The 19,975-nt window shown below is 72.1% G+C and carries 14 protein-coding genes; 10 read left to right on the top strand and 4 right to left on the bottom strand.

Annotated elements, in window-relative coordinates:
- Positions 1 to 78 precede the first annotated feature (78 nt).
- Both FE251_RS09400 and FE251_RS09395 read right to left on the bottom strand, forming a co-directional pair.
- Positions 79 to 2,844, bottom strand: a complete 2,766-nt coding sequence (locus FE251_RS09400; protein WP_139948588.1) for a PHB depolymerase family esterase — start codon at positions 2,842 to 2,844, stop codon at positions 79 to 81.
- A 139-nt stretch (positions 2,845 to 2,983) separates the two neighbouring features.
- Positions 2,984 to 4,045 carry a LacI family DNA-binding transcriptional regulator gene (locus FE251_RS09395; protein ID WP_179954749.1) on the bottom strand — a complete coding sequence of 354 codons (1,062 nt, stop codon included), beginning with the start codon at positions 4,043 to 4,045 and terminating at the stop codon, positions 2,984 to 2,986.
- Positions 4,046 to 4,189: 144 nt separating this feature from the next.
- Here FE251_RS09395 and FE251_RS09390 point away from each other — a divergent pair, with 144 nt between their 5' ends.
- From FE251_RS09390 to gtfA, 5 genes are read left to right on the top strand one after another with little or no spacing between them, the layout of a single operon-like run.
- Positions 4,190 to 5,572 carry an ABC transporter substrate-binding protein gene (locus tag FE251_RS09390; protein ID WP_139948587.1) on the top strand — a complete coding sequence of 461 codons (1,383 nt, stop codon included), beginning with the start codon at positions 4,190 to 4,192 and terminating at the stop codon, positions 5,570 to 5,572.
- Positions 5,572 to 6,534 carry a carbohydrate ABC transporter permease gene (locus tag FE251_RS09385; RefSeq protein WP_139948586.1) on the top strand — a complete coding sequence of 321 codons (963 nt, stop codon included), beginning with the start codon at positions 5,572 to 5,574 and terminating at the stop codon, positions 6,532 to 6,534. The genes FE251_RS09390 and FE251_RS09385 overlap by 1 nt, the downstream gene beginning before the upstream one ends.
- Positions 6,535 to 6,584: 50 nt before the next feature.
- Positions 6,585 to 7,355 carry a carbohydrate ABC transporter permease gene (locus FE251_RS09380; RefSeq protein WP_139071167.1) on the top strand — a complete coding sequence of 257 codons (771 nt, stop codon included), beginning with the start codon at positions 6,585 to 6,587 and terminating at the stop codon, positions 7,353 to 7,355.
- Complete coding sequence (locus FE251_RS09375; protein WP_139948585.1) at positions 7,352 to 8,314, top strand: alpha/beta hydrolase fold domain-containing protein; 963 nt, start codon at positions 7,352 to 7,354, stop codon at positions 8,312 to 8,314. The genes FE251_RS09380 and FE251_RS09375 overlap by 4 nt, the downstream gene beginning before the upstream one ends.
- A gap of 29 nt (positions 8,315 to 8,343) precedes the next feature.
- Positions 8,344 to 9,864 carry a sucrose phosphorylase gene (gene gtfA, locus FE251_RS09370; RefSeq protein WP_139948584.1) on the top strand — a complete coding sequence of 507 codons (1,521 nt, stop codon included), beginning with the start codon at positions 8,344 to 8,346 and terminating at the stop codon, positions 9,862 to 9,864.
- A gap of 374 nt (positions 9,865 to 10,238) precedes the next feature.
- Here gtfA and FE251_RS09365 read toward each other — a convergent pair whose 3' ends face one another.
- Positions 10,239 to 12,032 carry a glycoside hydrolase family 2 TIM barrel-domain containing protein gene (locus FE251_RS09365; protein ID WP_139948583.1) on the bottom strand — a complete coding sequence of 598 codons (1,794 nt, stop codon included), beginning with the start codon at positions 12,030 to 12,032 and terminating at the stop codon, positions 10,239 to 10,241.
- Positions 12,029 to 13,180, bottom strand: a complete 1,152-nt coding sequence (locus FE251_RS09360) for a LacI family DNA-binding transcriptional regulator (RefSeq protein WP_139948582.1) — start codon at positions 13,178 to 13,180, stop codon at positions 12,029 to 12,031. Before FE251_RS09360 ends, FE251_RS09365 begins: the two co-directional genes overlap by 4 nt.
- A 181-nt stretch (positions 13,181 to 13,361) precedes the next feature.
- On the opposite strand from FE251_RS09360, the gene FE251_RS09355 reads away from it, so the two are divergent.
- Genes FE251_RS09355 through FE251_RS09335 form a run of 5 tightly spaced genes read left to right on the top strand, consistent with a single transcriptional unit; the run spans position 13,362 to position 19,818 of the window.
- On the top strand, positions 13,362 to 14,705 hold the full coding sequence (locus FE251_RS09355; RefSeq protein WP_168202700.1) for an ABC transporter substrate-binding protein: 1,344 nt from the start codon (positions 13,362 to 13,364) through the stop codon (positions 14,703 to 14,705).
- A 1-nt stretch (position 14,706) separates the two neighbouring features.
- Complete coding sequence (locus FE251_RS09350; RefSeq protein WP_139948580.1) at positions 14,707 to 15,654, top strand: carbohydrate ABC transporter permease; 948 nt, start codon at positions 14,707 to 14,709, stop codon at positions 15,652 to 15,654.
- The gene (locus FE251_RS09345) at positions 15,654 to 16,526 is read left to right on the top strand and encodes a carbohydrate ABC transporter permease (protein WP_139071154.1); all 873 of its coding nucleotides are present in this window, start codon (positions 15,654 to 15,656) and stop codon (positions 16,524 to 16,526) included. The genes FE251_RS09350 and FE251_RS09345 overlap by 1 nt, the downstream gene beginning before the upstream one ends.
- Entirely contained in the window at positions 16,523 to 17,518 is a 996-nt protein-coding gene (locus FE251_RS09340; protein ID WP_230976381.1) for a glycoside hydrolase family 43 protein, read from the top strand. The genes FE251_RS09345 and FE251_RS09340 overlap by 4 nt, the downstream gene beginning before the upstream one ends.
- Before the next feature lie 23 nt (positions 17,519 to 17,541).
- Positions 17,542 to 19,818 carry a family 43 glycosylhydrolase gene (locus tag FE251_RS09335; RefSeq protein ID WP_139948579.1) on the top strand — a complete coding sequence of 759 codons (2,277 nt, stop codon included), beginning with the start codon at positions 17,542 to 17,544 and terminating at the stop codon, positions 19,816 to 19,818.
- The last annotated feature ends 157 nt before the right edge of the window (positions 19,819 to 19,975 follow it).

Below are 19,975 nucleotides of genomic sequence, written 5' to 3'. Positions count from 1 at the left end.
GCGCCTCAGGTACCCGGCGCAACGCGAAGGCCCCGGCCCTGTGCGAGAACAGGACCGGGGCCTTCGTAGCGGAAGGGCTCAGCCCATACTGCGCCGGCGGACGGCGAGGGTGACCGCGCCGCCGGTGACGAGCAGCAGGAGTGCGGCCAGCATCGGTGCGACCGGCACGCCGGTGGTCGGCAGCGCGCCGCCGGAGCCGGCGGGCACCTCGTCCGTACCGGCGTCGTCCGGGACCGGAGTCTCGACCGGACCGTCGGAACCCTGCTCCTCACCGGGAGCCGCGCCGTCGTCCTCGACCGGGCGCACCTGGGCCAGCAGCCACTGGAGCGTGGCGCTGTCCTCGTAGGTCGGGGCCGAGGCGAGGTGGTAGTCCGGCAGCGAGAACGCCTCGTCGCCGTACTCCGTCCAGAGGGCGAGCTCGGAAATGCGCTCCTCGCTCAGGCCGCGGTCGCGGTAGGCCGCGACGAGCGCGTCGTACGCGCCCTCGGCGTTCTCGACCGGGAGCAGGTGGTCACTGGTGCCGTGCGTGATCCACATCGGTACCTCGCCTGCGGCGATGAGCGCGTACTCGTCCTCGTCGGCGGCGAAGCCGCCGGTGAGCAGGCCGCCGGCGAAGAGCTCGGGCCGGGTGGAGAACATCTCCCACATGAGCTGGGAGCCGTAGGAGACCGACGTGGCGTAGACACGGCGCTCGTCGACGGAGAACCGGCCGGTGAAGTCCTCGAGGAGCTGGAGCACCTGAGCCGCCTCGAGCTCCTTGCCCAGGCGCGCGTTCTGCGGCGCGAGGACGATGACGTCCTCGTCGGTGCCCGTCCACTCCTCCTGGAACCACGCCGTCGCCGGCATGTCCGCGACGAGCTGCACGCGCTCGTTCTGGCCGTCGAAACCCATGCCGTGCCCGGAGAGGGCGACGACGAGCGGGTACTGCCGCGCCGGGTCGTAGCCGTCGGGCAGGCGGTAGTCGTAGCGCACGGTGCGGTCCGGGCCGGTGACGCCCTCGACGTCGGACTCGAACGTCGCGTGGACGAACTGGTCGACCTCACGGTTGATCGCGGGCTCGGTCAGCGGCCACGCCCGGTCGGCGTCGCCCCGGGAGATGACGGCCCCGCTCGGCGCGCGCACGTCACCGACCTGCACGACCTCGGTCGGCTGGTCCGGGTTGATCATCACCGAGCACAGGAACGTCGGGCACAGCGAGACCATGACGGTCCACCCGCCCTCGGGGCTGTCTGCGAGGTCGACGACGACGAAGCGGCCCGGCGCCTCGGGTCGGTCCTGCTCGAGGAGCAGGGCGGGGTCGTCCGTCGTGTAGACGTCGGCGACCTCCCGCTCGACGAGGTTCTCCAGCTCCTCCAGGCCGGTGAACCGGAAGTTGTAGGCGGTGTCGCGCACGGTGAAGTCGGCCGGGCTGAGCGACGCGGGGTCGACGACGTCGGCGTACTCCAGGACGAGCCCGGTGACCTGCTGGCCGAAGGAGGAGACCTCGGTGACCGGGGTGACGCTCTCGATCCGGTTGGGGGAGCGGTCCTGCGCCAGCACCCACCGGAGGATCGAGCTGTCGCTGTAGGTGGGACCGGTGGCGGCGTGGTAGTCGGGGTAGGTGAAGGCGTCGTCCGCGTACTCGGTGAAGCGGACGAGGTCCTCGGCGTCCTCGGCGCCCGCGGCGGTGTAGGCCGTGCGCAGCACCTCGGCCGAGGTGCGCCCGAAGTCCGGTGGGAGCACCGGGTCGCTCGTGGCGTGGGTGATCCACACCGGCGTCCGCGCGGTGGCGATCGACGCGGCCTGCTCCTCGCTCACCGGGAAGCCGGAGACGATGAGCGCGGCGTCGAACAGGTCGGGCCGCTCGGCCACGAGGTTCCAGGCGATGGTGGATCCCCAGGAGAACGTCGTCACGTAGGTGCGGTCCGCGTCGACGGCGTACTCGCCCGTGAACTGCTCGAGGAGGGCGAGGACGGACGTCCACTCGACCTCGTCGTCGCCGCGGACGTTCTGCGGCGCCAGGACGATGACGTCCTCCTCGCTGCCGGTCCACTCGGGCCGCACCCATGAGGTGGCCATGACGTCGACGGCGACGTTGACGCCGTGGTTCACGCCGTCGAAGCCGGAGCCCCAGCCGTGGAGGACGACGACGAGCGGGTAGGAGCGCGAGGGGTCGTAGTCCGCCGGGAGGCGGTAGGAGTACGGCAGGTCGGCACCGGGGAAGGGCATGACGTCGGAGCGGAACTCGTCGACGACGGGGTCGACCGGCGGGGCGGTCATCGGGAGGGCGTCCTCCGACCCGGCGGCGAGGAGTGGCGCGGGCGCCTCGCCCGTGGGGTAGCCGTGCACGTCCCCGAGCTGGACGACCTGGGTCGCCAGCGGGTCGCGCAGCTTCTCCGAGCACAGGAAGCCGTCGCACATGGAGCGGACCACGGTGTTGCCGCCCCGGTCCGCGGGGTCGAGCTCGACGATGACGTAGGTGCCGCGCGTCGAGGTGCCGTCGGCCCGGAGGGCCGGCCGGTCGTTGGTGTAGACGGCGGTGACGGTGCGTGGCTCGAGCGTGTCGAGGTCGGTCTCGTCGTGGGCGCGGAAGTTGTACGGGCTGTCGAGGACGGAGAAGTCGTCGGTCGACAGCGCCGCCGGGTCGACGTCGGCGCCGTACTCGAGGGCGACGGCGACGACCTTCTGTCCGAACGTGAGGACCTCGGTGACGGGGGTGATGCTGAGGATGCCGTCCTCCGCGGGCGGGGTCGTGGCGGCTGCCGCCGGACCCGTCGCGGCCAGGCCACCGAGGAGGAGGACGAGCGTCGAGACGAGCGCGCGGCGCAGGCGCTGCCGTGGTGAACGGGTTGTCGTTGTCTGCATTGGTCTCCTTCGACCGGCTCGATGAGCGGTGCTAAAACGATGTAGCGGGAGGCTACGTGGCACCCGTGGAGAGGTCAAAGGCGACGTCGGGCGCGTGTCGTCTGCACGTGCTGCCTGGGCCGAGGTTGGGCGGGAGGTCTCAGGCGGGGGAGCGGACGGCGACCGAGCCGCGCTCCCGCAGCGGCATCCTCACCCGGTGGACCTGCGCGCCGAGCGGGTGGGCGCCCTCGGCGCGCAGGGCGCCGACGAGCATCTCCACCGCCATGGTCCCCATCGCGCGGTGGGGGATGGCGAAGGTCGTGAGTGTGGGGCGCAGCCAGCCGGCGAGCGGCGCGTCGTCGAAGGAGATGACCGAGGTGTCCTCGGGGATGCGCAGGCCAGCCTCCTGCAGGGCCTGGTAGGCGCCGAAGGCGAGGCGGTCGTTGAAGCACAGGAGCGCCTCGGGGACCTTGCCGCGCTCGAGGAGGTCGTGCACGGCCTCCCACCCGTGGGCCGGGTTCCAGGAGCGGTAGGGGTAGCCGGAGGCCGGCGGGACGCCCGCCTCGGTGAGCGCCTCGAGGATGCCGGCCAGACGCAGGCGACCGGCCTCGGAGGCGGCCGGGGCGTCCTCGAGCGTGGGGCCCGCGCCGATGAGGTGGATGTCGCGGTGGCCGGCGGCGAGCAGCTGCTCGGCAGCGGCCCGGCCCGCGGCCTGCTCGTCCGGGACGATGGCGGCCGGGCCTCCGCCGTCAGGGGGGAGTGAGTTGAGCAGGACGACGGGCAGCGTCTCCAGCTCCACCGCCAGCGCCCCGTGCTGCCGGGTGAACATCGAGGCGAGGATGAGGCCGTCGACCCGGTGGTCGAGCATCGCCTCGATCGCCCGGCGCTCCTGGACCGGGCCGCCGCCGGTCTCGCTCATGAAGAGCATGTAGCCGCTCTCGCGCGCCGCGTCGAGGGCGCCGCGGATCATGCCACCGGCGAGCTGGGAGGAGGCGACCGTGTCGGAGACGAAGCCGATCGTGTTCGTCAGGCCCTTGCGCAGGCCCACGGAGATCGTGTTGCGGCGGTAGCCGAGGGTCTCGGCGGCCTCCCGCACGCGGTCGTGGACGGCGGTGGAGATGCGCAGCTCACGGCCCCGACCGCTCAGCACGAGGGACGCGGTCGACGACGACACCCCCGCCTGGTGCGCGACGTCGGCGAGGGTCACCCGTCTGGTGGGCATGGTCCTCCTCTCGGCGCCGATGGTAACGGTTCGGTGACCCGCCACCCGCCACCTTGACACACCTTGGATGGCGGTGGTCACATGTGCCTGCTAACACGATTTAGCCGAGCGCGCTTCCCGCGCGTTCGCCCCCTCTGAAGGGAGATGAAGGTGTCTCGCACCCTCTCAACACACCGCCGGTCGCGCGTCGTCGCGCTCGGCCTCACCGGGCTGCTGGCGCTGTCCGCCTGCTCCGCCCCGGGGACCAGCTCCGACGACGAGACCGGCGCCGACGCCGGCGCCACTGACAGCGCGACCGCCTCGGGCGAGGCGCCCAGCTGCGGTTCCGGTGACGTCGTCATCGACGCCTACGTCGAGACCGGCTTCCCTCTGTTCCGTGAGCTCGCGGACGAGTTCACCGCGCAGTACCCGAACGTCACGTTCGACATCCGCGAGGACCAGTTCGCCGTCCTCACGCAGAACGCCCCCCGCGTCCTGGCCGACGACCCGCCGGACCTCATGCGCCTGCCGCAGATGAGCGAGCTCGCCTCCGACGGCCTGCTCCTCGACCTCGACCCCTACGCCGAGGCGTTCGGCTGGGACGAGTGGCCCTCCTCCCAACTCGAGCAGATGCGCGTGGACGACGAGGGCCGCCGCGGCTCCGGCCCGCTCTACGCGATGGGCCTCAACTTCTCGATGACCGGCGTCTTCTACAACAAGGCGCTCGCCGAGCAGATCGGCATGACCGAGGCGCCGGCGACGCTCGAGGAGCTGGACGGCTACATGCAGGCCGCCGTCGACGCCGGCATCACGCCGAGCGCCCAGTTCAACGGTGGCGCCACGGGTGGCCTGGCCTTCCCGCTGCAGATGCTCATGGCCTCCTACGGCGAGCCCTCCGAGGTCAACGCCTGGGTCTACCAGCAGGAGGGCGCGACGATCGACACGCCCACCAACCTCCAGGCCGTCGAGCACCTCGAGCGCTGGATCGAGGCGGGCTACTTCGCCGAGGACATCAACTCGCTGGACTACTCGCAGTCGATGGCGCGCTTCCTCGAGGGCGACAACCTCTTCTTCTTCAACGGTGACTGGGAGTCGGGCACCTTCGACTCGCAGGTCCCCGGCGAGGTCGGCTTCTTCCTCATGCCGCCCGTCGAGGAGGGTGGCGAGGTCGGTGCGATGTCCGCGCCGCTGACCTACGGCATCGGGAACGGCGCCGAGAACGCCGACTGCGCCGCCTACTTCCTCAACTGGATCGCGACGGACGAGGCGGCCCGCACCATCGCCGTCGAGGTCGGTGGCTCCCACCCGATGGGCCCCGTCGACGCGTTCATGCCCGAGATCGACGAGAACTCGGTGACCGCGCAGACCCTGGCCGCCGGCGTGACCATCGGTGAGGACAACGGCTCGATGGACTTCATCGCCAACGCCACCGGCGGCATCTACGCCAAGGGCTGGACGCCGAACCTCCAGAAGCTCGTCGCCGGGCAGATCGAGGCCGCCGAGCTGCTTCCCGTCGTCCAGACGGAGTACGAGAACGAGATCGGCTGATGTCCGACCTGACCATCTCCCGGCTCACGCCGGAGGCGGACGCGCGGGGGACGGTTCCCCCCGCGCGTCCGGGTCGGGGAGCAGCGTGGGCCCGCCGCCGCCGTGCGGCGGCGGCCCTCGCCCTCGTCCTCCCCGCCGCGTTCTTCTACGTCGCCTTCGTCCTGCGCCCCATCATCTTCACGTTCCAGTACTCGCTGTACGAGTGGAACGGGGTCACCGAGGCGACCTTCGTCGGGACGGAGAACTACTCCCGGCTGCTGTCGGACCCCGAGCTCTTCGGCCCGATCCTCAACGCCCTCCAGCTCATCGTCTACTTCAGCTTCGTGCCTGTGACTCTCGGGCTCGTCGCCGCCGCGATCATCCGCAAGTTCGCCACGAGCCGGCTCGCGATGGTCGGGCGCACCGTCCTGTTCCTACCCCAGGTCATCCCGCTCGTCGCGGCGGGCATCATGTGGACCTGGATCATGGCCACCGACGGTGTCGTCAACCAGTTCCTCCGGTTCATCGGCCTCGACGGGATCACCCGCGCGTGGCTCGGTGACTTCGACACCGCGCTGCCCGCCGTCGGCGTCATCGGCGCCTGGGTGTCCCTCGGTCTGTGCCTCGTGCTCCTGCTCGCGGGCATGTCGAAGATCGACCCCGCGCTCTACGAGGCCGCCCGCCTCGACGGCGCGGGCCCGATCCGCGAGTTCTGGTCCGTCACCCTGCCGAGCCTGCGTCAGGAGCTCGCCGTGTGCCTCACCGTCACGGTGATCTCGGCCCTCGCGAGCTTCGACATCATCTACATCTCCACCCAGGGCGGCCCGGGCAACAGCACCCTCGTGCCCGGCCTCGAGATCTATTACCTCGCGTTCTTCCAGCGTGAGGTCGGCCAGGCCTCCGCCCTCGCCGTCGCCCTCATGGTGCTCGTCCTCATCATCGTCATCCCGCTTCAGCGGCTCATCCGAGGCAGGGAGCAGTGAAGACCTCCGCAAGCGAGCTCTGGCTCGGCCGGCTCGTCCTGGTGATCCTCATGGTGATCACCCTCGTCCCGTTCGTCACGCTCTTCGTCACCGCGCTGCACCCCACCGGGACCTATCCGGCGGGGCTGTCGTGGCCCGAGGAGCCCCAGTGGGGGAACTTCCTCTCCGCGTTCCAGGCCGCGAACATGCAGAAGCTGCTCGTCTCGAGCGTGCTCATCGAGATCGGCGTCGTGCCGCTCGCGCTGCTCATGGCGACCCTCGCCGGCTTCGCGCTCGGCCACCTGCGTCCCCCGGGCAGCCGGTGGATCTTCGTGGTCTTCATCCTCGGCCTCACGCTGCCCTTCGAGGGCATCATCGTGCCGCTGTACTACCAGATGCGTGACATCGGGCTGCTCAACACCCGGTGGGCGATCATCCTCCCGCTGCTCGGCCTGTTCATGCCGTTCGCGGTCATGTGGATGCGCGCGCACTTCGTCAACATGCCCGAGGACATCTCCGAGGCCGCCCGGATCGACGGCGCGAACAACCTCCAGCTGTTCAGCCGCATCCACGTGCCGCTGTCCATGCCGGCGCTGTCCTCCCTCGCGATCCTCATGTTCCTGTGGACGTGGAACCAGTTCCTCCTCGCGGTCGTCCTCGTCGACGACCCGACGAAGCGGACCATGGCCGGTGCCCTCGGCGCCTTCCAGGGGCAGTGGGGCACTGACATCCCGCTGCTGTGCGCCGGGTCGCTGCTCATCCTCACGCCCACGCTCCTCGTGTTCCTCATCTTCCAGCGGCACTTCGTCGCCGCGCTCCTCCAGGGCGCGGTGAAGGGATGACCTGGACCCCGCCGCCGCTCGACCCGGCGATCGCGGCCGCGCTCGCCGCGGACCCGGACGCCGTCGTCGGGATGGAGCCCGAGGACATCGCGGTGATCCGCGGGCGGGCAGTGCCCGTCCCGCCGGAGCAGGTGACGAGGTACGGCACCTTCGAGCGCACCGACCTCACCTTCCCCTCGGCGGCCGACGGCGCCGACGTGCGGGTCGTGCTCGTGCGCCCGGTGCGCACGAGCGGGCCGCTGCCCGTCATCGTGCACATCCACGGCGGCGGGCTCGTGCTCGGCGGTCCGCTCGACGACCTCCCGGCGACGCTCGAGCTCGCCGCGCACACCGGGTGCGCCGTCGCGTCGGTCGACTACCGGCTCGCACCCGAGCACCCGTACCCCACCCCGGTGCTCGACTGCTACGGCGCGCTCACCGGGTTGCGGGAGGTCGCGCGCGAGTGGAACCTCGATCCCACACGCATGATCCTCAGCGGCGTGAGCGCCGGCGGCGGCCTGGCCGCCGCCGTCGCACTGTGGGGGCGCGACCACCACGGGCCGGACCTGCTCGGCCTGCTCCTCGCCTGCCCCATGCTCGACGACCGCAACGAGACCTTCTCGGCCCAGCAGATGCGGGGGGTGGGCACGTGGGACCTCACCGCCAACGCGACGGGCTGGCGTGCCTACCTCGGGGACGCCGCCGGCGGACCCGACGTGCCGATCTACGCCGCGCCGGGACGGGCGCAGGACCTCAGCGGCCTGCCGCCGACCTTCGTCGACGTCGCCACCGTGGAGACCTTTCGCGACGAGTGCGTCGCCTTCGCCTCCCGGATCTGGCAGGCCGGCGGCTCGGCCGAGCTCCACGTGTGGCCCGGCGGCAACCACGCCTTCGACTTCCTCGCCCCCTGGGCAACGCTCTCGCAGGACGCGCGCGCGGCCCGCCTCGCCTGGCTGCGCCGCCTCCTGCTCGACGCGTGACGCGCCCCCCGATAGATCAAGGACGACCTGTGAACCACCCTGACGGCCCGCAGCTCATCACCTACGCCGACCGGCTCGGCGGCGGGCTCACCGACCTGCGCCGCCTCCTCGACGGCCCGCTCGCCGGCGCCTTCGACGGCGTGCACGTGCTGCCCTACTACCGCCCCTTCGACGGCGCGGACGCCGGGTTCGACCCCGAGGATCACACGATCGTCGACCCGCGCCTGGGCACCTGGGAGGACATCCGCGCGCTGAGCGAGCGCGGCGTCGTCATGAGCGACGTCATCGTCAACCACGTCTCCATCCGGTCCGAGCAGTTCCGTGACGTCGTCGAGCACGGCGACGACTCCCCGTGGGCGCCGATGTTCCTCACCCTGTCCTCCGTCTTCCCCGACGGCGTGACCGAGGCCGACCTCGCGCGCATCTACCGGCCGCGGCCGGGTCTGCCGTTCACGACGATGACGCTCGGCGGGGTGCCGCGGCTCGTGTGGACGACCTTCACCCCCGAGCAGGTCGACATCGACCTGCGCAGCGACCAGGCCTGGGACTACCTCGTCTCCGTGCTCGACGCGCTCACCGGCGCCGGCGTGACGATGATCCGGCTCGACGCGGTCGGCTACGCAGGGAAGGAGGCCGGCACCGACTGCTTCATGACGGCGGCGACGCAGGCCTACGTCGACCGGATCACCGAGCTGGCCCACGAGCGGGGCGCGAGCGTGCTCCTGGAGATCCACGGGCACTACCTCCAGCAGGTGGAGATCGCCCGCACCGTCGACTACGTCTACGACTTCGCGCTTCCGCCGCTCGTCCTGCACGCGCTGCACGGGCGCGACCTCGCGCCGCTCGCGCGCTGGATGGAGGTGCGGCCGACGAACGCCGTCACCGTCCTCGACACCCACGACGGCATCGGCATCGTCGACGTCGGCCCGAACGACCTGCGGCCGGGGGAGCCGGGGCTGCTCGGCCCGGAGCAGATCGACGCGCTCGTCGAGTCGATCCACGACGCGAGCGGGGGCGCGAGCCGCCTGGCGACCGGCGCCGCGGCGTCGAACCTCGACCTCTACCAGGTCAACTGCACGTTCTACGACGCGCTCGGCCGCGACGACCGTCGCTACCTCCTCGCCCGGCTCGTCCAGCTCATGCTCCCCGGCATCCCGCAGGTCTACTACGTCGGCCTGCTCGCGGGGGAGAACGACATGGAGCTCTTCGGGCGGACCGGCGTCGGCCGCGACATCAACCGCGCCTACTTCACGCCGCAGGACGTCCAGGCGCACCTCGAGCGGCCGGTCGTTGCCTGTCAGCTCGAGGCGTTGCGGCTGCGGTCCTCCCACGAGGCCTTCCAGGGTGAGTTCTCCTCGGAGATCGACGGGACGCGCGCCGTCCTCACCTGGACCGCCCCCGAGTCCGCCGTCCAGCTCTGCTTCGACGTCGAGGACGCGTCCTTCGCGCTCGCCGAGCGCCGGGGCGCCGGCCCGTGGCGGGCCGTCGTGTCCGACGGCGACCTGTCGCCGATGGCCGAGGCAGCCCGCCTGGCCGCGACCCGACACTGAGGCAGGCACAGACCGCAACGGCCGGTCGCTCCCCGTGGGAGCGACCGGCCGTTCGCCGTCCCGGCGCCCTCCGCACAACCCCGCTCTCGCGCACAAACCCGCTCTCGCGCAGAACCCCGCTGTCGCGCAGAACCCCGCTGTCGCGCAGAACCCCGCTGTCGCGCAGAACCCGGCTGTCGAGCGAAACTCCGCTGTCGCGGGGGAGGGAGGTGTCCCCAACCTCCCCGCGAGAGCGGAGTTTCGCGTGAGAGCGGAGTTTCGTGCGAGAGCGGAGTTTCGCGTGAGGGCCGACTTGTGCGCGAGAGCGGAGTTTCGTGCGAGAGCCGACTTGTGTGCGAGAGCGGGGTTGTGCGCGAGAGCGGACTTCTGGCGGGTCACTCGCCGGTGATGATGCTCCGCAGGGTCTCGCGGGGGAGCTTGGGGCGGCGGTGCTCGTCGAGCAGGCCGTTGGTCTCCTGGCCGGTGTCGGTGAGCTGGGTGTAGCAGAACCCGGCCAGCGCACTGTCGCGCACGGCGTCGAGGAGGTCGCGCAGGCGGGCCTCGAAGTCAGCCGCGTCCGACGCCGTCGAGTAGCCCCAGTCCCCGTCGTGGCGCGCCGCGAAGCTCACCCCGCCGAACTCGGTGAGCACGACCGGCTTGTCGCCGTCGTCGGCCCGCAGCTGCAGGCGCCGCCCCGCCGCGCCGATCCCGGCGAGCTCGGCCCGGACCGCCTCGGCCGAACCGTAGCGCCGGCGCAGCTCGGCCCCGGTGGGGGAGTAGTCGTGGATCGTGAGGATGTCGGAGTCGGTGTGCTCCCAGCCGTCGTTGGAGACCACCGGTCGGGTGGGGTCCAGCGCACGGGTGAGGTTGGCCAGCCCGACGGCGTAGTGCTGCTGGGCGTCGTCGTGCGCGCCGTGCTGCACGCCCCAGCTCTCGTTGAGCGGGACCCACGTGACGATGCACGGGTGGGACAGGTCGCGGCGCACGAGTGCCACCCACTCGCTCGTCAGCTGCTCCACCGCGCGCGGGGAGAACGCGTAGGCGTTGGCGGTCTCGCCCCACACGGTGATCCCAAGACGGTCGGCCCAGAAGAGGAACCGCGGGTCCTCGGCCTTCTGGTGCACGCGCACGGAGTTGAAGCCGAGCGCCTTGATGAGCTCGACCTCCTCGCGCAGCGCGTCCGCGCTCGGTGCCGCGAGGTGCGTGCCGGGCCAGTAGCCCTGCTCGAGCACCGAGCGGAGGTGGAAGGGCCGGTCGTTGAGGAGCAGCCGGCCGTGCGCGACGCCGATGGACCGCAGCCCGACGTAGGAGGCGACGACGTCGGCCGCCCGGCCCGCGTCGTCGGCGACCGTGACGGTCGTGTCGAGGAGCGTCGGGTGCTCCGGTGACCACAGGAGGTCCTCGTAGGCCTGGCCGTTGGCCTGCCGGGGCAGATGGACGCTCACCCGCACGTCCTGGTCCAGCGCGGCGACCCGGTGCTCGGCGAGCAGCTCGCCGTCGTGCTCCACCCGCACGGTGACGGTGGTCCCCGGCGTCGGCCGCTCCGCGAGGCGAACCGTGGCGACGACCGCGGCGCCCGGCACGTCGGCCTCCCAGGCGAGCTCCGCGACGTGCTGGGCGGGCACCGCCTCGAGCCAGACCGGCTGCCAGATGCCGGTGGTCCGGTGGTACCAGATGACGTGCGGCTCGCGCTGCCAGTCCTGCTTGCCGCGCGGCTGGGCGACGTCGTGGGGGTCGTCGACCGCCCGGACGACGAGCTCCAGCGGTCCGGCCGCCTCCGCCACTGCCCCGGTGACGTCGAACCCGAACGGGGTCTGGCCACCGGTGTGCCGGCCGATGTAGGTGCCTGCGAGCCACACGTCGGCCTGGTAGTCCACGGCACCGAGGCGCAGGACGAGCCGCTCGCCCTGCGTGCCGAGCCCGGCGCGCTCGAGGTCCTCGGCGGTGAGCTCGCGCCGGTACCAGACCTCCCCGAGGTAGCCGGTCTCGCCCACCCCCGAGGCCGGTGACTCCGGCGGGAACGGCACGGTGATGCGCCGGTCGAAGTCGACATCACCGGGGCGCGACGCGCGGGCGACCGCGAAGTCCCACTCCCCGCACAGGTCGGCCCACTCCGTGCGCCGGAGCTGCGGGCGGGGGTAGGTGCCGTCCTGGTGGCTGACGGGCGACGGCGTCGGTGCGGTGGTCATGAGTGCTCCTCGGGGTCGGGGGCTCGTGTGCACGATCCAGCGCTCGGCGGAAGAGGGGGAGACGGGCGGGAAGGGGGAGAGGCGGGAGACGGGGGTGAGGCGGGAGACGGGAGAAGGGGTGGGGGCGTGAGGGGGGTGCGGCCGGCGGTGCTCTCGCGGACGACGAGGGTGTGCGCGACGGTCACCGTCCGGGGCGGGGTGCCGGTGGCGGCCCCGCCGCGCAGGACGAGGTCGATCGCGGCGGTGGCCAGTGCGCGCTTGTCGGGGGAGACGGTCGTGAGCGAGGGCGTGGCGTACCGGCCCTCCTCGACGTCGTCGACGCCGACGACGGCGACGTCCTGCGGCACCCGCACCCCGCGCTCGGCGAGGGTGCGCAGCGCGCCGAGGGCGAGGGCGTCGTTGAAGCAGAAGACGGCGTCGGGTGGCTCGGGCAGGTCGAGCAGCCGTGCCATCGCCGCCGCGCCGTCGGACCGGTGGAACTGGTCGACGGTCGCGACGAGCGCCTCGTCCGGCGCGGCCCCGGCCGCGGCGAGGGCGCGACGGTAGCCGGCGAGCCGGAGCACCGCGGTCTCGTTCGGCCCGGTGAGCTGCGCGCCGATCGCCCCCACCCGCCGTCGCCCGAGGTCCAGCAGGTGCGTCGTGGCCTCGGCGGCCGCGGCACAGTTGTCGATGGTCACGTGGTCGAAGACGCCGTCCCCCGCGTGCTCACCGAGGAGGACGAGCGGGGAGCTGTCGGTCCGGCGGCGCAGGGTCGGGCCGTCGAGGGCGAGGGGGGAGAGCACGAGTCCGTCGAGCACCGGCAGGTCCACCCCCTCGAGGATCGCGCGCTCGGACTCCTCGGCGCCCTCGGTCTGCACGAGGAGCACCATCCGCCCGCGGGCCTTGGCCGCCCGGACGAGCTCGGCGGCCAGCTCGGCGAAGTAGGGCTGGGTGAGCTCGGGCAGGGCGACGGCGATGAGCCCGCTCGACCCCTGGCGCAGGTGCCGGGCGGCGAGGTTGGGGCGGTAGCCGAGGGTGGTGAGGGACTCCTCGACGCGCTCGCGGGTGGCCTCGGTGACCGAGCCGGTGTTGTTGACGACGTTCGACACCGTCTTGATCGAGACGCCCGCGTGGGCCGCCACGTCACGTAGCCCGACACGAGACCTCATGGGTCGCCCCTCCCTCAGATGTGCCTGCAGGCCGCCCACCGCCACTGCGCGGGGCGCGGCCCGACCATCTGACCACAACGAGCACGTCCCGCGCTATACAACGTTTACCGCCTGTGTTACAAAGGCGTTCCGGGCACCTCCAAGGGCCGGAGGTGCGCCTCATCGACGAGGGGGCTTCACGATGACAAGCACACGGACACCGCGGGCTACGGCCCGTAGGGCCTCGGCACTGGTCGCGACGGCCACGACGGCCGTCCTCCTCGCCGCGTGCGGCGGCGGCCAGACGGCCGAGGACGCCGCGGGCGGCGGTGAGCAGAGCGAGGTCCCGGAGTTCACCGGCGAGTACACCGGTCCCGAGGTCGAGCTCGCCTACTGGAACGGCTTCACCGGCGGTGACGGGCCCTTCATGGCCGAGCTCGTCGACCGGTTCAACGCCGAGCACGAGAACATCACGATCGTCCCCAACACCATCGAGTGGGGCGACTTCTACCAGCGGCTGCCCGCCGCGGTCACCCAGGGCGAGGGGCCGGAGGTCGGGGTCATGCACCTGGACCAGCTGGCGACGATGGCCGCCCGCAACGTCATCGTCCCGCTCGACGACCTCGCCGAGTCGCTCGAGCTCACGGCCGACGACTTCACCCCGGAGGTCTGGGAGGCGGCCATCTACGACGGCGCCCGCTACGGCATCCCGCTCGACGTCCACTCCCTGGCGATGTACTACAACACCGAGCACTTCGAGCAGGCCGGCATCACCGAGCCGCCCACCGACGAGGCCTCCTTCATGGAGGCCCTCGACGCGCTCCAGGCGGCCGGCTTCGAGCAGCCGTTCTGGATGCCGCAGGTGTGGCCGAGCCACCTCATGTGGCTGTCCCTCGCCTGGCAGAACGGCGCGGAGATCTACGCCGAGGACGGCTCGGCCGCGATGTACGACTCCCCGGAGGCCGTCGAGGCGCTGGAGTGGCAGCGCGCGATCATCGACGAGGGGTACAGCCCCAACGACGTCGCCCCCGACTCCCAGTACATCGCCTTCAAGAACGGGGAGACCTCGATCACCTGGGACGGCATCTGGCAGATCAACGACCTCGAGGCCGAGGAGGTGCCCTACGGCATCGCCCCGATCCCGACGATCGGTGAGGAGGAGGGAGTCTGGGCCAACTCCCACCACTTCTTCATGACCCGTCAGGCGGCGCAGGACGAGAACAAGGCGGCCGCCGCCCAGGTGTTCATCGCGTGGATGTCGGAGCAGTCGGGGGAGTGGGCCGGGTCCGGTCTCATCCCGGCCCGCCTGTCCGTCCGCGAGAGCGGCGTCATGGACGACCGTCCGCAGCAGGTCATCGCCGAGGTCATCGAGACGATGCGCTTCCTGCCGCCTGTGCCGGGGGTCGGCGGCGTCCAGACCGAGGCGCTCGAGCCCGCGATCGCCGACGCCGTCCTCGGGAACACCGAGCCGGGGAGCGCGCTCGGCACGGCCGCCGAGCAGGCGACCAACCTCATGGAGGAGAACCTCGAGAGCTTCGGGGGCTGAGATGACCACCGCTGTGGCGCCGCCGCGCAGCGAGGAAGGGCTGCGGGAGGGGTCGCGGCGTGGCATCCCGTCCCACGGGAAGGCGACGCCGTGGCTCTTCCTGGCCCCCTACCTCGTCCTGTTCCTCGCCTTCGTCGCGGCACCGGTCGTCCTCGGCGCGTGGATCAGCCTCCACCGCTGGGACTACACGCTGCCCAACAAGCCGTTCGTCGGCCTGGACAACTACGTCCGGCTCTTCGACACCGGCTCGATCACCGCCGCCCAGTTCTGGGACGCGATGCAGGCGACGGGGATCTTCACCGTCTTCTCCGTCCCGTTCCTGCTCACCGTGCCGCTCGGCGTCGCGCTCGTGATGAACATGCGCTTCAAGGGCCGGAACTTCTTCCGGGCGGTGTACTTCGCGCCCTACGTCCTGGGCGTCGCCGTCGTCGCGGTGCTGTGGCGCTACCTGCTCGACAACAACATCGGGCTGGTCAACTACTACCTCGGCCTCCTCGGGCTGCCCGACTCCACCCCCTGGCTCACCTCGAGCCCGGCGGTGTGGGTCAGCCTCGTGGGGGTCACGGTGTGGTGGACGCTCGGGTTCAACGCCGTCATCTACCTCGCCGCGTTGCAGGACATCCCGGGCGAGCTGTACGAGGCCGCGCGGGTGGACGGCGCGAACGCGTGGCAGCAGTTCCGCAACGTCACGTTCCCGGGGCTGCGGCCCGTGCTCGGGTTCATCACGACGATCACGATCATCGCCTCGGCCAACATGTTCGGGCAGTCCTACCTCATGACCCAGGGCGGGCCCGGGCGCCAGACCCGCACGGCGATCTACCAGATCGCCGAGACCGGGCTGCGCAACTACCAGATGGGCACCGCCGCGGCGATGAGCTACATCCTCACCGCTGCGCTCATGGTGCTGAGCATCGTCGTCTTCTGGCTCTTCCGGGAGAGGAAGGGCTGATGGCCACCACGACCACCCGCACGCGGTCGAGCGTGCCGACGCGCCGCAAGCCGGTCGGGCGCACGGTGCTGCGCTACGTCCTGCTCATCGCCCTCGCCGCGCTGTTCATCAGCCCTCTCGTCTACATGGTCCTCACCTCGTTCAAGACCCGCGGCGAGGCGGCCGGTCTGCCACCGACCTGGGTACCCACCCCGCCGACGACGGCGGCCTACGAGTCGATCCTCAACGCGCCGGGGACCCCGGTGCTGCGCTGGTTCGCCAACAGCCTCGTCGCGGCGACGGCGAACGCGGCGCTCGTCGTGGCGACGTCGACCCTCGCCGGGTTCGCGCTGGCCCGGATGCGGTTCCGGGGGCGCGGCGTCGTCTTCGGGATCGTCGTCGCGACGCTCTTCGTCCCGCCGGTCATCCTCATCATCCCCAACTACCTCATCGTCGGGCAGCTGGCGTGGCTCAACACCCTGCTCGCCATCATCGTGCCGACGGCGGCCTCGGCGTTCGGCGTCTTCTTCATGCGGCAGTTCTTCGTCGGCCTGCCGGGGGAGCTGGAGGAGGCGGCCCGGCTGGACGGCGCGAACCAGTGGCAGACCTTCTACAAGGTGGCCCTGCCGCTGGCCCGGCCCGCGCTGGCCACGCTCGCGCTGCTGTCGTTCCTCACCAACTGGAACGACTTCCTGTGGCCGGTGTACGTCCTGTTCAGCCCGGAGATCCAGACGCTGCCGGCCGGCCTGTCGACCCTGCAGACGGCCAACGCCGTGCGTTACGACCTCCTCATGGCGGGGGCGGTCATCGCGAGCATCCCGGTGCTGGCGATGTACGTCTTCCTCCAGCGGTACATCATCGAGGGCGTCTCCCGCTCGGGGCTCAAGGGGTGAGCGGGCGGCGGCTCACGGCGGCGCTGGCCGGCGCCGGCGTGCTCGCCGCGTGCGGGGGCGGGACGGGCGAGGGCGGGGCGGACCCGCCGTCCCCATCCGCCGCGACGTCCGCGGCCGAGGACGTGAACCCGGTGATCGCCGACGACTTCCCCGACCCCGACGTCCTCGAGGTCGACGGCGTCTACTACGCCTACGCGACGAACGGGAACCTGCGCAACGTGCGGGTGGCCCGCTCGACGGACCTCGAGACGTGGGAGCTGCTCGACGACGCCCTGCCGGAGCTGCCGTCGTCGTGGACCATCCCGGGCAAGACGTGGGCGCCGGAGGTCACCGAGCTCGACGACGGCACCTTCGCCCTGTACTTCACCGCGACGAACGCCGACCCCTACCTGCAGTGCGTCGGGGTCGCGACGTCCGCTCGCCCCGAGGGCCCGTTCACCGTCGCGGGGGAGGAGATGGTCGTGTGCCCGGAGGAGGAGGGCGGGGCCATCGACGCCTCGACGTTCCGCGACGAGGACGGCACCCGCTACCTGCTGTGGAAGAACGACGGCAACTGCTGCGGGCTGGACACCTGGCTCCAGCTCGCCCCGCTCACGGCCGACGGCCTCGCCCTCGCGGGGGAGCCGGTGCGGCTGCTCGTCCAGGACCAGCCGTGGGAGGGCAACCTCGTCGAGGCGCCCACCCTCGTCCGGCGGGACGGCACCTACGTCCTGCTCTACTCCGCCAACGACTACGGCGGCGCGGAGTACGCCATCGGGTACGCGACGGCGCCCGCCGTCGAGGGCCCGTACGAGAAGGCCGACGGGCCGCTGCTCACCACCGACGCCACCGGCGGGCGCTTCATCGGGCCCGGCGGGCAGGACGTCGTCACCGGCCCGGACGGCGAGGACCACCTGGTCTTCCACTCCTGGTACGCCGACACCTCCTACCGCGGCCTCAACGTGCTGCCCCTGGAGTGGGACGGCGCGCGGCCGTCCGTCGTCGTGCCCTGACACCGACTCACCGAGGAGACGTGATGACCCACCGCACGACCCGCCCGAGGAGGACCGCCGCGCTCGCCGCGCTCGTCCTCGTCCTCACCGCCGGGGCGCTCGCCCCGGCCCAGGCCGCCGGCCCTCGCCGGCAGGAGGAGACCCCCGCGGCCACCGAGTACACCAACCCGGTGACGGCCGGCTTCTCCGACACCTACGCCGACCCCGCCGTCATTCGCGGCAAGGACGGCTGGTGGTACCTGTACGCGACGTCCGACCCGCTCGTCGAGGGCGGGGAGTTCGGGCTCATGCACGTCTCGCGCTCCCGCGACCTCGTCGACTGGGAGTACGTCGACACGATCTTCGACGAGGACACCCGGCCCGGGTGGGCGACGGCGACGTCGTTCTTCTGGGCGCCCGACATCCGGTACGTCGACGGTCAGTACGTCCTGTACTACACGGTGACCGACACGGTCCTCAACGCCGGTGACGACTCCGCGATCGGGGCGGCGACGGCGCCCACCCCGACCGGCCCGTGGACCCCCACCGAGGAGCCGGTCGTGCCGCCCCGGCCCGACGGCGGCGGCTTCCTCTGGACCTTCGACCCCTCGATGCTCGCCACCGACGACGGCACCCGGTACCTCTACTACGGCAGCTACTACGGCGGCCTGTGGGTGAGCGAGCTCGACGAGACCGGGCTGCGCGCCGTCGGCGAGGCGACCCAGGTGGCGGTCAACGACAAGTTCGAGGGCGCCTACGTCCTCGAGCGCGACGGCTGGTACTACCTCATGGCGTCCTCCGCGAACTGCTGCGCCGGCCCGTCCACCGGGTACAGCGTGTTCGCCGGGCGCTCGCAGAGCCCGCTCGGGCCGTTCGTCGACCACGAGGGCGTCTCGCTGCTCGACACCCGGCCCGGCGGCACCCAGGTGCTCGTCCAGAACGGCAACCGGTGGATCGGCGCCGGGCACCACGCCGTCGTCACCGACCTGTCCGGGCAGGACTGGATCCTCTACCACGCCATCGACCGCGAGGACCCGTGGCTGGCGGAGCCCGGCGGCGTCAACCGCCGCCCCACGCTCATGGACCGGCTCGACTGGGTGGACGGCTGGCCGGTGACCCGCGGCGGCGCCGGGCCGAGCGAGGGTCCGCAGCCCGGTCCGGTGAGCGGCTCGCTCCTGGGGCTGACGGTCACCGACCCGGCCGAGGGGAACGTCCTGCGCGGCTCCTACCGCGCGGACACCGACCCGCAGTCAGGGGGCCACGCCCTGCTCCGCGGCCGGGTGTGGACGCGGGAGGCGGCGCCGCAGGAGGTGCACGTCGAGCTCGACCTGCGCACCCGTCAGCCCGACCCGTTCGTGCTGCGGCTCGGCCGCGGGTCGAACCAGGTCGAGGTGAGCGTGGACCCGGGGCGGCGTGAGCTGCACGTGGAGTACGGGCACGGCCGCTTCCAGGAGGAGGTGACCGCGGCGATCCCGCCCGGGTACGACCTGTCGGTGTGGACGGCGCTGCAGGTGCACCTCGTCGAGGGCGAGGTGCGGGCGAGGCTGTCGGAGTCGCGCCTGGGGGACGTCGTCGCCGAGGTCGCCCTCGACCTGCGGCCCGGGGTCCTGCGCTCCGCCCCGCTGGAGATGGTGGGCCGCGGCGCCCACGTGGACAACCTGTCCGTCAACGCCGCCCACGAGCCGGTGACCACACCGGTGGCCGAGCCGCAGGCCGGTGACGTGCTCCTCGAGGAGGAGTTCACCGACGCCGACCTCGCCGGCTGGGAGTGGGTGCGGCAGGACGCCGGCGCCCGCGTCGAGGGCGGCGCGCTCGTCTGGCCGGTCGGCGCCGGAGACCTCGTCGGGCCCGGGGGCACCGGAGGGGTGCTCCTGCACGAGCCACCGGAGGGCGACTGGATCGTCGAGACGCGGATGACGCTGGACCTCGGGGACACCGAGGTGCGCAACTACCAGCAGGGCGGGCTCATCGTGCACGCCGACGACGACACCTTCCTGCGACTGGGACACGTGGCGATCTGGAACACCCGCCAGGTGGAGTTCGGCAAGGAGGTGCGCCAGGACGGCTTCCTGTCCTGGGGCGGCCACACGAGCGGCCCGCCGGCCGACACGACGTGGCTGCGCATCCACCACACGACGAACGACGCCGGTGAGCACCTGTACCGCTCGGCGCTCTCCACCGACGGGCAGACGTGGCGCTGGGGCGCGACGTGGACCCTGCCCGCCGGCACCGACGCGCGGGTGGGGCTGTACACCGGCGGCGGTGCCAGCCCCGCGACGGAGGCGGTGTTCGACTACGTGAGGTTCCTCAGCGTGACCTGACCCCCGCCGGGCCGCGCCCCGCTCTCGCCGAGGTCGCACGTTCCGTCGGGTCGCCTGAAACATCGGGTGACCCGGGAGGGAGATGTGCGACCTCGGCGGGAGGGCGGGGCGGCAGGAGGACTCGGCGAGCGGCTCGGGCGGCCGGGCGGCGCGTCGC

The sequence above is a fragment of the Georgenia wutianyii genome (assembly GCF_006349365.1).
Classification (GTDB): domain Bacteria; phylum Actinomycetota; class Actinomycetes; order Actinomycetales; family Actinomycetaceae; genus Oceanitalea; species Oceanitalea wutianyii.
Note: the sequence above shows the minus strand (reverse complement) of the source record. Positions and strands in the feature narration are given on the sequence as shown.

What these genes read in the sequence shown, in the direction of transcription:
- FE251_RS09365 (WP_139948583.1), bottom strand. Translation starts at nt 12,032, where the DNA reads ATGACCACCGCACCGACGCCGTCGCCCGTCAGCCACCAGGACGGCACC.
- FE251_RS09375 (WP_139948585.1), top strand. Translation starts at nt 7,352, where the DNA reads ATGACCTGGACCCCGCCGCCGCTCGACCCGGCGATCGCGGCCGCGCTC.
- FE251_RS09335 (WP_139948579.1), top strand. Translation starts at nt 17,542, where the DNA reads ATGACCCACCGCACGACCCGCCCGAGGAGGACCGCCGCGCTCGCCGCG.
- FE251_RS09350 (WP_139948580.1), top strand. Translation starts at nt 14,707, where the DNA reads ATGACCACCGCTGTGGCGCCGCCGCGCAGCGAGGAAGGGCTGCGGGAG.
- FE251_RS09360 (WP_139948582.1), bottom strand. Translation starts at nt 13,180, where the DNA reads ATGAGGTCTCGTGTCGGGCTACGTGACGTGGCGGCCCACGCGGGCGTC.
- FE251_RS09380 (WP_139071167.1), top strand. Translation starts at nt 6,585, where the DNA reads ATGGTGATCACCCTCGTCCCGTTCGTCACGCTCTTCGTCACCGCGCTG.
- FE251_RS09395 (WP_179954749.1), bottom strand. Translation starts at nt 4,045, where the DNA reads ATGCCCACCAGACGGGTGACCCTCGCCGACGTCGCGCACCAGGCGGGG.
- FE251_RS09400 (WP_139948588.1), bottom strand. Translation starts at nt 2,844, where the DNA reads ATGCAGACAACGACAACCCGTTCACCACGGCAGCGCCTGCGCCGCGCG.
- FE251_RS09355 (WP_168202700.1), top strand. Translation starts at nt 13,362, where the DNA reads ATGACAAGCACACGGACACCGCGGGCTACGGCCCGTAGGGCCTCGGCA.
- FE251_RS09345 (WP_139071154.1), top strand. Translation starts at nt 15,654, where the DNA reads ATGGCCACCACGACCACCCGCACGCGGTCGAGCGTGCCGACGCGCCGC.
- FE251_RS09385 (WP_139948586.1), top strand. Translation starts at nt 5,572, where the DNA reads ATGTCCGACCTGACCATCTCCCGGCTCACGCCGGAGGCGGACGCGCGG.
- FE251_RS09390 (WP_139948587.1), top strand. Translation starts at nt 4,190, where the DNA reads ATGAAGGTGTCTCGCACCCTCTCAACACACCGCCGGTCGCGCGTCGTC.